Origin of the sequence: Mucilaginibacter frigoritolerans (assembly GCF_007830615.1) — a bacterium.
In the GTDB taxonomy this organism is placed as follows: Bacteria; Bacteroidota; Bacteroidia; order Sphingobacteriales; family Sphingobacteriaceae; genus Mucilaginibacter; species Mucilaginibacter frigoritolerans.
The window spans coordinates 83,896-97,218 of sequence record NZ_VLLI01000011.1; the positions used below are offsets into that span (position 1 = coordinate 83,896).

Below are 13,323 nucleotides of genomic sequence, written 5' to 3' on the forward strand. Positions count from 1 at the left end.
AAAATGACTATTTTGGGCTACCAATTATTATGAGAAAACATTTTATTAAACAAATAACAAGCACCGGTTTTATACTGGTGCTTGCATTTTTTGCTTTTTCATGCAAAAAAAGCCAGAGCACGTTTACTCCGCCTCCGGTTACTACAACGCCCCCACCTGTTACCAGTCCTGATACCAGTATATCTGCAAATTATACTTTAGTTTGGTCTGATGAGTTTAATGGAATCTCTGTTGATACCACCAAATGGAACTTTGAAACAGGTAACCTGAATGTGAACCACGAAAAGGAGTATTATCAGGCCTCAAATGCAACCGTAGCCAACGGTAATCTGGTTATTACGGCAAAAAAAGAGTCTGTTGGAGGGCAACCATACACCTCTGCCCGGTTAAATACCCAGGGTAAGGTGACGGCTCAGTACGGCCGTATTGAGGCCCGGATAAAATTGCCGTTAGGGGCAGGTTTGTGGCCCGCCTTTTGGATGTTAGGATCAGACATTACAACGGTATCATGGCCGCAATGCGGCGAAATGGATATAATGGAGCATATTAATGCAGATAATACCATTTATGGCACCATGCATTGGAATGTAAACGGTGCCACACAGTACGGACTCAACACCCAGGTAACTAATCCTGACGCTTATCATATTTATGCCATTGAATGGAACTCAGGCTCCATAAACTGGTACGTGGATAATACCTTATACTGCACAGGTAATATCCAAAACAACATTAACAACACAGGCGCATTTCAGATGCCATTTTTCATCATTTTAAACCTGGCTGTCGCCGGTGATTTCCCAGGGCAAACGGTTGATGAAAGCAAGCTGCCGGCCAGTATGTATGTTGATTATGTACGGGTTTACAAAGCCAAATAATTATAAAGAACGTCGCCATATTTAAGCTGCTGATAATTCCTGATGAATAAGCTTATCAAACTTTTTTGCTTTGCATTTGCCATGACACGCTTTATTAGCCAGGTTTGTGCGCAGGATATTGAACAAAAGGCTCAATTGTCTTTTTCAGCAGGAAAACAGCAGGAAAATTTCAACTGGTCAATTGCCGGGAACCAAAACGGACAAAGCCCTAATATTTTATCGGAGTTAAAATGGAAGGATGTAAGCGGAACAGCTTACTCGGGTTCATTACAATGGAATTTCCGGAAGCGTTTTTCTGTTTATGGCAGTTATAACAAAGTTGATGTTCACTCGGGCTCTGTAAATGATATGGATTATGGAGCAGATAATCGTAACCAACCTGTTTATACAGGCAACTTTAGTGATAACAAAGGATATAATTCGCAATGGTTAGCAGGAATGGGTTATGTTGTTTTTAATAACAAGCTATTTAGCTTGATCCCTTACGTTGGTTACGGAACAAGCCAGCAGAACTTATACATTATTGATTTAACCGGACAATTCCCTGGCTTAAACAGCAGTTATTTTACTAGTTGGAAGGGGCCTTTTTTAAAAGTAACTTCCTCATTAAAAATATGGCGCGGGTTAAAACTAGCCGCAGATATTACCTATAATCAACTTACCTACAGTGCCCACGGAGATTGGAATCTGATTCAAGAATTTCAGCACCCCGTAAGTTATAGCCACATGGCTGATGGTTACGGCATAAATGCTAATACCCGTTTAGTTTATAATATTACCCAAAATGTTGCAGTTAATATTGGCTACGGTTACTATAATTGGGAAACAGGCAACGGAACAGATCAATTATATCTTTCAACCGGAGCTGTTGACAAAACGCAATTGAACTGGGTGTACCGATATGGATATCAAATTACCGGTGGGGTAATTTTATCTATGTAATTCTATTAAAACGCAATCACCACATTATCAGTTAAAGGATGCCCGGTACAGGTAAGTATCCAACCTTCGGCTAAATCAGCATCTGTTAATACATCATTTTTAACCATTTCAACTTTGCCGCTCTTGCAGACGGCCGAACAGGTTGAGCAATCGCCAACACGGCAACTATAAGGCAGTGGAATATTATTTTGAAGTGCGGCTTGCAGTATAGATTGATTTTCACCCACTACCAGATCATGTATTTCATGATTAAAATGAATCCGGATATTACGGGGAGCAAAAGTGGTAGTTGAGGGCGTTACAGGTATAGTTTCCAATACAAAGTTTTCCTTACGGATCTGCCCTGCTTCAATTCCCATAAATAACAAGGTGAGCCTGATCATACGCATATAGCTGAAAGGCCCGCAGGTGTAAAATTCAGCTTTGGGAATGTTTATTGAACTGATGTTTTCACGAACCAATTTCTCCACTAACAAGTTGTTAAGCCTATTGGCCTCATCACTTAAAAATTGAATAATTTTAAACCGATCGGCATGCTTTTGCTGAAGTTCATTTAAATCATTCTTAAATAAAATAGATTGGCTGTTTTGATTGCTGCAAATCAGTGTCAGTCTGCTCTTTCCCTCACGGCGCAAAATATATTTAAGCTGGGCATAAATAGGGACAATGCCACTGCCGGCTGCAAAAAGCAGTATATCCTTTTCATCATTAAACTTATTAATAACGAATTTACCGGCAGGTTCCACGGCATTTAAAACATCACCCGGTTTAATTTTGGTTAGCATAAAGCGGGATATTTCCCCATTATCAATCCGCTTAACAGTGATAGCTAATAATTCTTCATCCGGGGATGAACTTAATGAGTAGGATCGCCTGATCTCTTCTTCATGATGCGTAAAAACGAGTGTAATAAACTGGCCCGCTTTGTAGGTTATCTTTTTACCGGATAACTCAGAAAGGTAAAAAGTGGCCGTACCGGATAGTTCCTGCTTTATAGCTTCAACTCTTAACTGAAGCATATTTAGGAAACAGTTAAAATAATTTTGCCAAATTGTGATGATACTTCCATCTTTTTTACGGCTGTATCTGCATTAGCAAGAGGGAATACTTCATCTATAACAGGTACAATTTTATGTTCGCTTACAAAATCAAGCAGTGCTTTAAATTCTTCCTGAGTGCCCATGGTTGTGCCCAGGATTTGTAATTGTTTCCAGAATATTTTTCGACCGGGTAGTTCGGGAATATTACCTGCCGTAGCTCCAAAGGTTACAATGCGTGCTCCAGGATTGCAAAGATCCAATAGTTTGGCAAAGCCTTCACCAAGGGCACTATCAATAATTACATCAAATCCACCGGCCAGGTGATGCAATTGCTCTGCCCAATCCTGCGATTTGTAATTTACCCCGGCTGATGCGCCTAATTGTTTTGCCCGATGAAGCTTTTCGCCGGTGCCTGAGGTAACAAATACCTGGCAGCCTGCGGCTAAAGCCAGTTGCAGGGCAATGGTGCCTGTTCCAGAGCCCACACCCACTATCAATACTTTTTCGCCTTTTAGGGCTTTGCCTTTTGTAAATAATGCTCTATAAGCCGTTAATCCGCCAAGTGGAATCGCTGCGGCATGTTCCCAATTTAAATGAGCTGGTTTATGATACAGATATTCGGCCTTCACTTTAACATATTCGGCAAAAGTGCCATCCTGAGGTAAACCAAGGATACTGGCCTGATCTGACCGGTAAGCAGGGTTGCTTCCCCAATCCATACTTGGGTTAATAATAACTTCTTTATTGAGCCAATGTTTGTCAGCATCGCCTCCTACTTCGGCAACAATGCCCGAACCATCAGAGCCTAATATGGTTGGATACTTGATCCCAGCATATTTACCAACCGTTATCCAGTAATCGCGGCGATTTAAGGCAGCAGCTTTTATTTTTACTAAAACCTCACCTGCATTTAATATAGGATTTTCTACTTCTTTCAGGATAAGTGGCTTATCTGCTGCTTCAAGAACTATGGCTTTCATAAGAGAAATGTATTGATCGATTATTGCTTCGTGCGTAATAGTGGGTAAATAAAAAAACGGCAAAATTTTTAAATCTTGCCGTTTTTATTTTTTGGAAACTAAATTACTTTGCTTTCGCGTACAATTCAGCAACGTGGTTCCAGTTAATCACATTCCAGATTGCTGCCAAGTAATCCGGACGACGGTTTTGATATTTCAGATAGTAGGCATGCTCCCAAACATCGATAGCGAAAATTGGAGTTCCTTTTACTTCAGCAATATCCATTAAAGGACTATCCTGGTTAGGGGTTGAAGTAACGGCCAATTTTTTGTCTGGAGTAACAATTAACCATGCCCAGCCCGAACCGAAACGGGTAGCGCCAGCCTCGTTAACCTTGGTTTTGAAATCAGCAAATGATCCGAAGGTGCTGTTGATAGCTGCAGCCAGTTCGCCTGTAGGCTCGCCACCACCGCTTGGTGAAAGCAGCGTCCAGAACAAGCTGTGGTTATAATGACCGCCACCATTGTTACGAACAGCAGTTGGGAATTTCGAGATATTTTTAACGATATCTTCAATATTGCTGTCAGCCTCAGGTTTACCTTCCAATGCTTTATTCAAGTTGGTAACATAAGCCTGGTGGTGTTTACCATGGTGAATTTCCATGGTCAATTTATCAATGTGCGGTTCTAGTGCGTCAGTTGCGTAGGGTAACGCAGGTAGTGTAAAAGCCATAATGCTAAGTTTAAAGTTGTATGATAGTTTATAACAAATATAAAGTGTTGAAGGCGATATTTGTTCTAATAAATGTCAAGTTTTTGTTTAGTTGCAGATGTATGATAATGTATGACCGTAATTATTTTCTTTTGCTTTTAAAAAAACCTCTTACCAGTTCAGCGCATTCATTTTCTAGTATACCACCGGTTATTACAGTTTTAGGATGTGTTATTTTTTGATTAATGCGTCCAAAACCCAATTTAGTATCATAAGCACCAAAAACAATACGGCTTAACTGAAACCAGTATGATGCACCGGCGCACATTACACAGGGTTCCATGGTTACGTAAAGTGTACAATCCTGCAGGTATTTGCCGCCCATAAAATTGGCTGCAGCAGTTAGCGCCTGCATTTCTGCATGTGCGGATACATCATTTAATCGCTCGGTAAGGTTATGACCCCGGCCTATAATTTTACCCTTACAAACAACAATGGCCCCGATAGGTATTTCATCTTCGGCAAGGGCAAGTTTAGCCTCCCTGATAGCCTCATTCATAAAAAAATCATCAGGCGAAATTGCGGGCTCATCGCCAAAGTTAATGTATCGCATTATATAAGTTTGCTGCCATTTGGCACTGTTTTTTCAATTGATGCTAAAATAATATCGCCATTCTCATCTGCAAAGCCTGTAAGCAAAAACTGCGACATAAAGTTTGCAATCTGTTTTTCGGGAAAATTGATAACTCCCATAACCTGCCTCCCCGGCAATTGTTCTTTGGTATAATGCTTGGTTATTTGAGCGCTTGTCCACTTAATTCCCAAAGGGCCAAAGTCAACCTTAACTTTGTATGCGGGTTTACGGGCCTGCGGAAAATCTGCAACTTCAAGAATTGTCCCTGCACGCAGTTCAACTTTTTCAAACTCATGCCAGTTAATGGTTTCCATGTTGCAAAGTTAAAAACCTAAATGAATTCAACATCTGGGTATAATAGTTATTTTACCAAACCAATCAATTAAATTGCAGCACAATTTTTAACGACAAATAAAGTTATAATCGAAAACGACAAATATGAAAAAGTATTTTTTACTATTAAGTTTAATCATTATTGCAATTTCTTCCTGTACAAAAAGCGATTCTACCGCTGTCAGTGCAGCCCAGCAGGCTGCAATAGATAATTCTCTGATACAGTCTTATATTAAGGCCAATAATATTACCGCTACCGAAGATGCGTCAGGAGTTTATTATTCTATAATAACTGCCGGCACAGGAGCTAATCCAACCGTAAGTTCTACTGTAACAGTAAGTTATACTGGAAAACTGTTAAATGGAACTGTTTTTGACTCTTCACCGGCTCTTACCGCACCTTTATCCGGTTTAATATTAGGCTGGCAATATGGATTACCATATATTAATACCGGTGGCACTATTCTTTTATTAATTCCTTCTGCGTTAGGATATGGAACTACGTCGCCAAGTGCAAGCATACCAGCCAATTCTGTACTTGTGTTTACCATCACACTTACAAGTTTTACAACAAGCAGTACCGGCAAATAATTTATTGGGTTAAAAATCAGCGCATTAACTTGATTTGTATTAACTTAGTGTGAAGAAAGCCCCGCAACTATTTTACTGGTCAACAGTTATGAGGAAGAATGCCTTTATTTTGTTTTTTTTATTGCTGACTAATAGCATCAGCGGTCATGTTTATGCTATCGGTAGTCATAAATCAGTAAGTATTGATAATTTAAAAAAAGAGCAGTTAGCTTTTAAAGCTGATACCACGCCTCCGGCTGAAGTAATGGAAGTAATCAAGGAAGCTGTGTATTCGCTCAATAATTTTGACATTGACAAAGTCGCAAACTTGTATACCCCCAATGCCCTGGTAGCCGATGATGAACCGCCCTATTCGTGGAATGGACCTACAGCCGGGGTGCAATGGGTAAATGCTGTTGAACAGGTATGTAAGGATAATAAATTAACGAAACTTAAAGGATCAATCGAAGCAATTAATGTTTATCAGCAGAGTGCTGATAATGTTTATGTGGTAGTACCTGTTAGTTATAATGGCCAATTACCTGACAAACAACACTTTAATTCGAAAGGCGCATTCACATTTGTACTGCGGTTTATAAACGGTAAATGGCTTATTAAGAGCCAGGTATGGATGCCGAAAAGAGGATTTTAAATTTAGAATCTTCTGTTTCTGCTAAGCTGACGAAGCCTTTATTCACCCGAAAGAACACAAAGAAGATAAATAAAAAATGCCCTGGATGATTATCTCATTCAGGGCATTTTTATTTATGCTATATCCGAAATCTCTAAAAGAGGATTGGATTAGATTGAATCGATAGAAGTTAATCCGCCTTCAGAAAGTGAAGGATGGCGTTTGGTTGTAAAAGGTGACTTTTTGGTGAATATGCCCAAAAAGAATAACAAACCACCAATTAGTAATTCTGGCCAGAAAGCTTTTGATGAAAAAGTGTATAACCATGGAGATACTGCCAGGAAAAATCCCATAACAACATCTAAAGTTAAATGCATTTCCATCGGGAATTTTTTGATCGGGCTTGCCGCGTTATCAGCAAAAATTGCCATAATCAACTGTAACCAACCTATGTAAATAGGGATGAATATAGCTGCGCTTGAAACACCTGTTAAGTCAAATAACCATGGTGTAGCTATCAGCGTAAGGGCGATGATATAATTTAAAACTCCGTAAAAGCCTGTTGAAATGAATGGTTTCATTTTTTTTGCGAATTAGTTATTTTTCTTTTTTACTAAAAATACATCCACGAATGCATTTTTTTTCAAAGGTATAAAATTTGATTTATCTGTAAACTCTTTTACGTAATTATTCAGGAAAACTGTTTAATTTTTTTACGTCGATTAAATAGTTGTGTTTTTAACCGAAGGCTTACTGAGGTTTTTTTACAATTTTTGAAGCAACTAAAGCGAATAAGCCCAGTATAATGCCAGATAATACCCCAAAAACCGGCCCTATAATCAGCATTGTTAGTCTTGGATGAATGGAGAGAAACGATGGCATGTTCTGTCCCATATTGGCCATTGCCGCATGGTGATTTATATAAGTTTGATAAAAATATATATGTACAGCGGTTATCCAGATACAGTTAACCATGCTTACTAAAAAGCCGTGTAAAAAATATTTTCCCGCACATACCTTCGCTATTACCAGCGCACAAAAGCCAAAAATTATGAGCCAAAAAGCAGGTTCAATATTTTGCGGGATAAGTGCTATGGTGCCAAAAGCCATTATCAACCCAAAGAGGGATAATTGAACAATTATTTTCCAGTTCATGTATCAGGATTTTATATAAATGTAAAACTAATTGGTAAAAAATAAAACTTCATGAAGCAAGGAAGCATCAAGAGAAAGAATATGGAAGAAATAACAGGATAATTTTAAGACTACTATTAGAATTGTTTTGACGATGCAGGTGAATTAGATTTTTTGGTAATTAGCACAACTACACCTCCAACAGCCTTTTTACCATACTGTGCTATTGCTTCTTTATCTTTTAAAATCGTTATACTTTGAATATCATTTGCATTTATCCGGGATATATTGTCGGTTTCTTTTCCATCAACAATATAAATAGCATTTGAAGGAATTTCTTTTACCCTTACTTCTGCAGATTTCCGGCTAGTATCTGTTTTTTCGTTTGCATCAGCATTCCACAGCTTACTTTCTTCAGTTTGTTTTGATCTTGTATCGTCTAGTGTAAAGGCTATAGGTACGGAATATGCTACCCTTGCCAAATGTCCATTTTGAACACCCGGACTCCATTTTGGAGATAGTTTTATTACTCTTACTGCTTCTGCATTAATACTACTATCAACACCCCTCACGGTATGTATATTGGTTAATGAGCCATCTTTTTCAACTACAAAGCTAATAATTACTCGTCCTTGTGAAGCTAGTTTACGACTTTCGGCCGGGTATTGTATGTTGTTTGCCAAAAACTCGTAAAAGGCATTAACCCCGCCAGGAAACTGTGGTACCTGTTCAATTGCGGTAAAAACTTTATTATCTCTTGCCGGAACTGTATCTGTGGAAAAAGAAGGAATCCTGCCTTTTGCTTGTGAAGCTATTAGAGGTTCTTCTCCTGTGTTTTTAATTGCTGGCGCAACTAAAGCAGGCATATCTTCTTCATTCTGGCTGCTATCGGTAGTTGCCTTGATTAAAAATACCTGCTCTGCTTTTTTGTTGAATAATCGTACCGGCTTACTATTATTTACCGTTGCTGATGATAAAATCAACATTAACACAAATAGAGGAGCAGACAAGCCATATTTAACCAATGCAACATATTTTGAATTGTTTTTCTGCAGCATTTTAATCCTCTTTTTTAATAAACTCTGATTAAAAAAGGGATTAACCAAGCGGTGAGCCTCGGTGTTAAACGTTTGACTCAATAACAGAAGCGCATAGGTTTCTTTAGTAGTACCGGCTTTAATGGCTTGCTTATCGGCTATAAATTCATGAATATGTTTTACGGCAAGCCTGTAAAAATAAACTACCGGATTAAACCAGTTCATAATCATAACGGCTTCCGCAAGCAATATATCAACAGAGTGCCATTGATTAGCATGAACACGCTCATGTGCAGCAACAACCTGGTTGTTTTCGAGATTATTACCTAAACGGATTTTTTTAAAAAAAGAATAAGCGACGTTTGCCTGTGGCTGATCGATTATTTTGTTTAAGGCTACCAGCTGCGATATAAAACGGATAAGCAAAAACGCGATTCCAATAATATAGATAGCAACAAATATTTGCCCAAGGGTAATTTGTGTATCCCTTATCGGCTTAAACTGGTAAAACATTACCGGATTGGTGTATATGGTATATTTAACTTTTTGGGTTATAAACAGGCTTTTTACCCAATTTGCCTGGATCATTGGTATTAAAAAAGACAATATTAATGCAGTAACAAGGTAAACCCGGTTAAGCTGAAAAAAAGTTTCGCGACTTAACAGGATAATATAAAACCCGTAGAATACCACCAGGTAAATATTTACCAGCATTAAATATTGCCACCAGCTCATGCTCTATTTTTCTTTAAGTTTTTCAATCAGTTGCATTATCTCATCGGCCTCTTTAAGGTCAATTTTTTCTTTTTTTACGAAATAAGAGAACATGCGTTTCACTGAATTATCAAAATAACCGTTCATTAGCTTATCTGTGGCAAAGTTCTGATATTGTTCTTTGCTGATAACCGGATGATATTCATGGCTTTTTCCGTATGCTGTATGCCCAACAAACCCTTTGGTCTCTAATATCCTTATAATGGTTGATACCGTATTATAGGCGGGTTTAGGCTCCGGTAACACATCAATCACATCTTTTACATAGCCTTTTTGCAGTTGCCATAGTACCTGCATTATTTGTTCTTCGGCCCGCGTTAATTCTTTAATTTCCATACAACAATTTCATTTAGGTCTGATCAGATTGAATAGGGTCAAATTCCTTTAGTTCTGACCTGATAATTTCCGCAATTGGAAGCGAAATCAAAATAAATCAGCACAGACACCTACTCATTTAATTTATCTGAAACTAAGTTATAATTTATAAATCAAATATGCAACTAAGTGCTTAGTTTTTCTTAAATTGTTTATTTATTATTCATTTTGTAGCTTTCCAACTTTATAAAACCATTCAATGACGATAACTTTTCATGGTGCTGCCCGTAATGTAACCGGCAGCAAACATCTGGTACAGCTAAATAATGGCGTTCGGATTTTATTGGATTGCGGCATGTTTCAGGGTATGGGTGAGCATACTGAAGATTTAAATGAGCATTTTGGGTTTAACCCGGTAACGGTTGATTACCTTATACTCTCGCACGCGCATATTGATCATTGCGGTTTAATACCCCGTTTGGTTGCCGAAGGTTTTAAAGGGCAGATATTTTGTACCCCTCCAACATTCGATCTGGTGAAAATTCTTTTAATGGATTCGGCGCGGATACAGGAGCAGGATGTTGAATATAGCAATAAACATCGCCGTAAAAATAATTTACCGCTTTTAACACCATTGTACACAGAGGAAGAGGCAACAAACTCTTTTGATTTATTTAAGATGGTTGATTATAATCAGGAATACACCATTACCACCGAAGTAAAGTTTCATTTTACTGATGCAGGCCACTTGGTGGGTAGCGCAGCTGTTCATCTTAATATATTGGAAAATGGGAAACAAACACATATCACTTTTAGTGGTGATGTTGGCCGTTATGGAGATTTACTTTTAAAGAGTCCGCAGCAATTTCCGCAGGCAGATTACATTTTACTGGAATCAACCTATGGCGATTCCCTGCATAAAGAAATCGGATCAGTTGAAGGGAAATTATTGGAAGTGATTAAGCATACCTGTATCGATGAAAAAGGAAAAGTAATTATCCCGGCATTTAGTGTTGGCCGAACCCAGGAAATATTATACGCCTTAAATTCACTCGAGCTTAAAGGCATACTGCCTGATCTGCATTATTATGTGGATAGTCCTTTATCTGAAAAAGCTACCCATGTATTAATGGATCATCCGGAGGTTTATAATAAAGCAGTATGTGATGTTTTAAAAATTGATTCTAATCCGTTTGGATTTAAAGGGCTAAAATTTATCCAGTCGACAGATGAATCAAAAGCATTAAACGATGATCCGGCTCCATGCGTAATCATTTCATCATCCGGTATGGCCGAAGCAGGAAGAGTAAAGCATCATATTAAAAATAACATCGGCAATAAAAACTGCACTATTTTAATGGTGGGCTATTGTGAACCTAATTCATTAGGCGGAAGGCTTTTGAGAGGTGAAAAGGAGGTTCATATTTTTGGCGAACAATATGAAGTAAAAGCCGAGGTGCAATCCATTAAATCAATGAGCGCGCATGGTGATTATAATGATCTGCTTCATTTTATATCCGGTCAGGATCCGCATAAAGTGAAAAAAATATTTTTGGTTCATGGTGAATACGAAGTGCAGCAGCATTTTAAAGAAAAGTTGTTAGCCAATGGTTTTGCCGATGTGGAAATACCCTACCAGCATCAAAAAATAGAACTATAATAAAAAACAGGATGTCCATTTTGAGACATCCTGTTCCCTATATTTTACTCAGCTTATTGTGCTTTAGGTAAGTCTTTACGCGGAATCATTTCATCGCGTTGTGAGGTGTGGTAAACAAAGGATGCAACAATAGTTGCAGCTTGCTTCAAATCATCTTCACTTAGTTTATCATAGGTATCCTGGTTGCTATGGTGGGTACGTGTACCGTAATCAAGCGCATCCTGAATAAACTGGAAGCCCGGAATGCCAACTGCATCAAACGAAACGTGATCGGTACTACCAGTGTTCCTGATAGTAACAGTTGTAGCATCAAGGTCCTTGAATGGCGCAAGCCAGGCTTTAAAAATTGGTGCAGCAGCCGAATCACCCTGTAAATAAATACCACGGATCTTACCGCTTCCGTTATCTAAATTATAATAAGCAGAAACCTTTGCTTGTTCAGGTTTAAGCACCATGGTTTTAGGGTCGCCAAAATGGTTCAATACATAGCCGCGTGAGCCAAATAAACCTTGTTCTTCTGAGCTCCACAAAGCAATACGTATGGTACGGCGTGGTTTAAAATTAACAGCTTTTAAAATGCGCATAGCTTCCATCATTACAGCACTTCCGGCAGCATTATCAGTAGCGCCGGTTGCACCATGCCATGAATCAAGGTGACCACCAATAATTACTAACTGGTCCTTTAACTTTTTATCAGTTCCCGGTATTTCAGCCACTACGTCATAGCCCTGCAGGTCATCAGTATAAAACTGTGTTTTTATATCAGCTTCCATCTGCACTTTAATGCCGGCTTTTACCAGGCGTAAAATGCGTTGAAAGTCTTCGCCGCTGGTTTCCAGTTCAGGCGAAACAGCCTTTGCAGTATCGGCATATGATGCCCCATTTGTGGTAAATACGGTACCATCGCTTCCTCTGGCCTGGCTTAATATTAAAGCAACACCTTCATTTTGCAAAAAGGTATTAATGGCGGCACGCAGTACACGCGCTCTCATAAAGGGTGAGTTAGGCCCCACGGCTCTGCGTGCTTCAGTAGTTGTAGGCTTTGCTTTTGCCATTTCGTCAAGCTGGTCATCAGTATAACGCACTGCATCAGCCTTGTATGTTCTTTCAACGCCTGGTTTAGCATCTAACATTACAATTTTACCTTTCAGTGTGCCTTTGTATTTATCCAGATCGGTAATGGTATCAGCCTTTATTATCACTACATCACCTTGTACGGGGCCATTGGTTCCGGGAGTCCATGCTTTGGGGATAGCAATTATGGCATGATAATAAGGAACAGTAATGGCGGCGTAGTTTTTTTGCACATTCCAGCCTTTGCCAAATTTACCCCACGATTCACGCTGGGCGTTTACCAGTCCCCATGATTTTAACTGGTTTACAGCCCATTCCTGTGCATGTTTTAACTCAGGTGAACCTGATATGCGCGGACCAGACGCATCCGTAAGGTAAAAGGCGGTTTCCATCACTTTGGAATGATTTAAACCTTCATTCCGTATTTTATGAACCATTGCGGTATCAACCGGTTCCTGTGCTAATGCGGTGCCGGTAGTGGCGGCCAGCAGCAAGCCTAAATAAAGTAAGTTTTTTTTCATGAATAATAATTTGATCAGTTAACATCAAACTTATTTATTAAAAATGGGAATACTTAAAAGGCAACTTAAAAATGTTGTTACACTGGTTCAACTATTTAAATTATATTTG

The 13,323-nt window shown here is 38.9% G+C and carries 15 protein-coding genes; 5 read left to right on the top strand and 10 right to left on the bottom strand.

Annotation, left to right across the window (positions count from 1 at the left end; translation table 11 throughout):
- The first annotated feature begins 29 nt into the window (after window positions 1-29).
- On the top strand, window positions 30-878 hold the full coding sequence (locus JN11_RS17725; protein ID WP_144914699.1) for a glycoside hydrolase family 16 protein: 849 nt from the start codon (window positions 30-32) through the stop codon (window positions 876-878).
- 42 nt (window positions 879-920) lie between these two features.
- Window positions 921-1,820 (top strand): hypothetical protein, encoded by a 900-nt coding sequence (locus JN11_RS17730; protein ID WP_144914701.1) that lies wholly within the window; start codon window positions 921-923, stop codon window positions 1,818-1,820.
- 5 nt (window positions 1,821-1,825) lie between these two features.
- Here JN11_RS17730 and JN11_RS17735 read toward each other — a convergent pair whose 3' ends face one another.
- From JN11_RS17735 to JN11_RS17755, 5 genes are all read right to left on the bottom strand, one after another.
- Window positions 1,826-2,839 (bottom strand): ferredoxin--NADP reductase, encoded by a 1,014-nt coding sequence (locus JN11_RS17735; RefSeq protein ID WP_144914702.1) that lies wholly within the window; start codon window positions 2,837-2,839, stop codon window positions 1,826-1,828.
- Between the two features lie 2 nt (window positions 2,840-2,841).
- Complete coding sequence (locus tag JN11_RS17740) at window positions 2,842-3,840, bottom strand: zinc-binding dehydrogenase (protein ID WP_144914704.1); 999 nt, start codon at window positions 3,838-3,840, stop codon at window positions 2,842-2,844.
- A gap of 103 nt (window positions 3,841-3,943) precedes the next feature.
- Window positions 3,944-4,552 carry a superoxide dismutase gene (locus JN11_RS17745; protein ID WP_144914706.1) on the bottom strand — a complete coding sequence of 203 codons (609 nt, stop codon included), beginning with the start codon at window positions 4,550-4,552 and terminating at the stop codon, window positions 3,944-3,946.
- A gap of 121 nt (window positions 4,553-4,673) precedes the next feature.
- Complete coding sequence (locus tag JN11_RS17750; RefSeq protein WP_144914707.1) at window positions 4,674-5,144, bottom strand: nucleoside deaminase; 471 nt, start codon at window positions 5,142-5,144, stop codon at window positions 4,674-4,676.
- Window positions 5,144-5,479, bottom strand: a complete 336-nt coding sequence (locus JN11_RS17755; RefSeq protein WP_144914709.1) for a tRNA-binding protein — start codon at window positions 5,477-5,479, stop codon at window positions 5,144-5,146. Before JN11_RS17755 ends, JN11_RS17750 begins: the two co-directional genes overlap by 1 nt.
- Before the next feature lie 124 nt (window positions 5,480-5,603).
- Here JN11_RS17755 and JN11_RS17760 point away from each other — a divergent pair, with 124 nt between their 5' ends.
- On the top strand, window positions 5,604-6,089 hold the full coding sequence (locus JN11_RS17760) for an FKBP-type peptidyl-prolyl cis-trans isomerase (protein WP_144914710.1): 486 nt from the start codon (window positions 5,604-5,606) through the stop codon (window positions 6,087-6,089).
- An 88-nt stretch (window positions 6,090-6,177) separates the two neighbouring features.
- Entirely contained in the window at window positions 6,178-6,720 is a 543-nt protein-coding gene (locus tag JN11_RS17765) for a YybH family protein (protein ID WP_144914712.1), read from the top strand.
- Window positions 6,721-6,869: 149 nt separating this feature from the next.
- Here the strand turns inward: JN11_RS17765 and JN11_RS17770 are convergent, their stop codons facing one another.
- The 4 genes from JN11_RS17770 to JN11_RS17785 form a co-directional block, all read right to left on the bottom strand.
- A complete protein-coding gene (locus JN11_RS17770; RefSeq protein WP_144914713.1) occupies window positions 6,870-7,280 on the bottom strand; it encodes an SPW repeat domain-containing protein in 411 nt (136 codons plus the stop codon).
- 169 nt (window positions 7,281-7,449) lie between these two features.
- Window positions 7,450-7,854, bottom strand: a complete 405-nt coding sequence (locus JN11_RS17775) for a hypothetical protein (protein ID WP_144914715.1) — start codon at window positions 7,852-7,854, stop codon at window positions 7,450-7,452.
- Between the two features lie 116 nt (window positions 7,855-7,970).
- Window positions 7,971-9,605, bottom strand: a complete 1,635-nt coding sequence (locus tag JN11_RS17780; RefSeq protein ID WP_144914717.1) for a M56 family metallopeptidase — start codon at window positions 9,603-9,605, stop codon at window positions 7,971-7,973.
- 3 nt (window positions 9,606-9,608) lie between these two features.
- Window positions 9,609-9,980 (bottom strand): BlaI/MecI/CopY family transcriptional regulator, encoded by a 372-nt coding sequence (locus JN11_RS17785; protein WP_144914718.1) that lies wholly within the window; start codon window positions 9,978-9,980, stop codon window positions 9,609-9,611.
- 238 nt (window positions 9,981-10,218) lie between these two features.
- Here JN11_RS17785 and JN11_RS17790 point away from each other — a divergent pair, with 238 nt between their 5' ends.
- Window positions 10,219-11,619 (top strand): MBL fold metallo-hydrolase RNA specificity domain-containing protein, encoded by a 1,401-nt coding sequence (locus JN11_RS17790; RefSeq protein WP_144914720.1) that lies wholly within the window; start codon window positions 10,219-10,221, stop codon window positions 11,617-11,619.
- 53 nt (window positions 11,620-11,672) lie between these two features.
- On the opposite strand, the gene JN11_RS17795 is transcribed toward JN11_RS17790, so the two are convergent.
- Window positions 11,673-13,214, bottom strand: a complete 1,542-nt coding sequence (locus JN11_RS17795; protein WP_144914722.1) for a M28 family metallopeptidase — start codon at window positions 13,212-13,214, stop codon at window positions 11,673-11,675.
- Window positions 13,215-13,323 lie beyond the last annotated feature (109 nt).

Bases quoted from the DNA above. Each gene is read 5' to 3' on its own strand.
- JN11_RS17725 (WP_144914699.1), top strand. From the start codon at position 30: ATGAGAAAACATTTTATTAAACAAATAACAAGCACCGGTTTTATACTG.
- JN11_RS17745 (WP_144914706.1), bottom strand. From the start codon at position 4,552: ATGGCTTTTACACTACCTGCGTTACCCTACGCAACTGACGCACTAGAA.
- JN11_RS17770 (WP_144914713.1), bottom strand. From the start codon at position 7,280: ATGAAACCATTCATTTCAACAGGCTTTTACGGAGTTTTAAATTATATC.
- JN11_RS17790 (WP_144914720.1), top strand. From the start codon at position 10,219: ATGACGATAACTTTTCATGGTGCTGCCCGTAATGTAACCGGCAGCAAA.
- JN11_RS17760 (WP_144914710.1), top strand. From the start codon at position 5,604: ATGAAAAAGTATTTTTTACTATTAAGTTTAATCATTATTGCAATTTCT.
- JN11_RS17730 (WP_144914701.1), top strand. From the start codon at position 921: ATGAATAAGCTTATCAAACTTTTTTGCTTTGCATTTGCCATGACACGC.
- JN11_RS17765 (WP_144914712.1), top strand. From the start codon at position 6,178: ATGAGGAAGAATGCCTTTATTTTGTTTTTTTTATTGCTGACTAATAGC.
- JN11_RS17740 (WP_144914704.1), bottom strand. From the start codon at position 3,840: ATGAAAGCCATAGTTCTTGAAGCAGCAGATAAGCCACTTATCCTGAAA.
- JN11_RS17750 (WP_144914707.1), bottom strand. From the start codon at position 5,144: ATGCGATACATTAACTTTGGCGATGAGCCCGCAATTTCGCCTGATGAT.
- JN11_RS17735 (WP_144914702.1), bottom strand. From the start codon at position 2,839: ATGCTTCAGTTAAGAGTTGAAGCTATAAAGCAGGAACTATCCGGTACG.
- JN11_RS17775 (WP_144914715.1), bottom strand. From the start codon at position 7,854: ATGAACTGGAAAATAATTGTTCAATTATCCCTCTTTGGGTTGATAATG.
- JN11_RS17755 (WP_144914709.1), bottom strand. From the start codon at position 5,479: ATGGAAACCATTAACTGGCATGAGTTTGAAAAAGTTGAACTGCGTGCA.
- JN11_RS17785 (WP_144914718.1), bottom strand. From the start codon at position 9,980: ATGGAAATTAAAGAATTAACGCGGGCCGAAGAACAAATAATGCAGGTA.
- JN11_RS17795 (WP_144914722.1), bottom strand. From the start codon at position 13,214: ATGAAAAAAAACTTACTTTATTTAGGCTTGCTGCTGGCCGCCACTACC.
- JN11_RS17780 (WP_144914717.1), bottom strand. From the start codon at position 9,605: ATGAGCTGGTGGCAATATTTAATGCTGGTAAATATTTACCTGGTGGTA.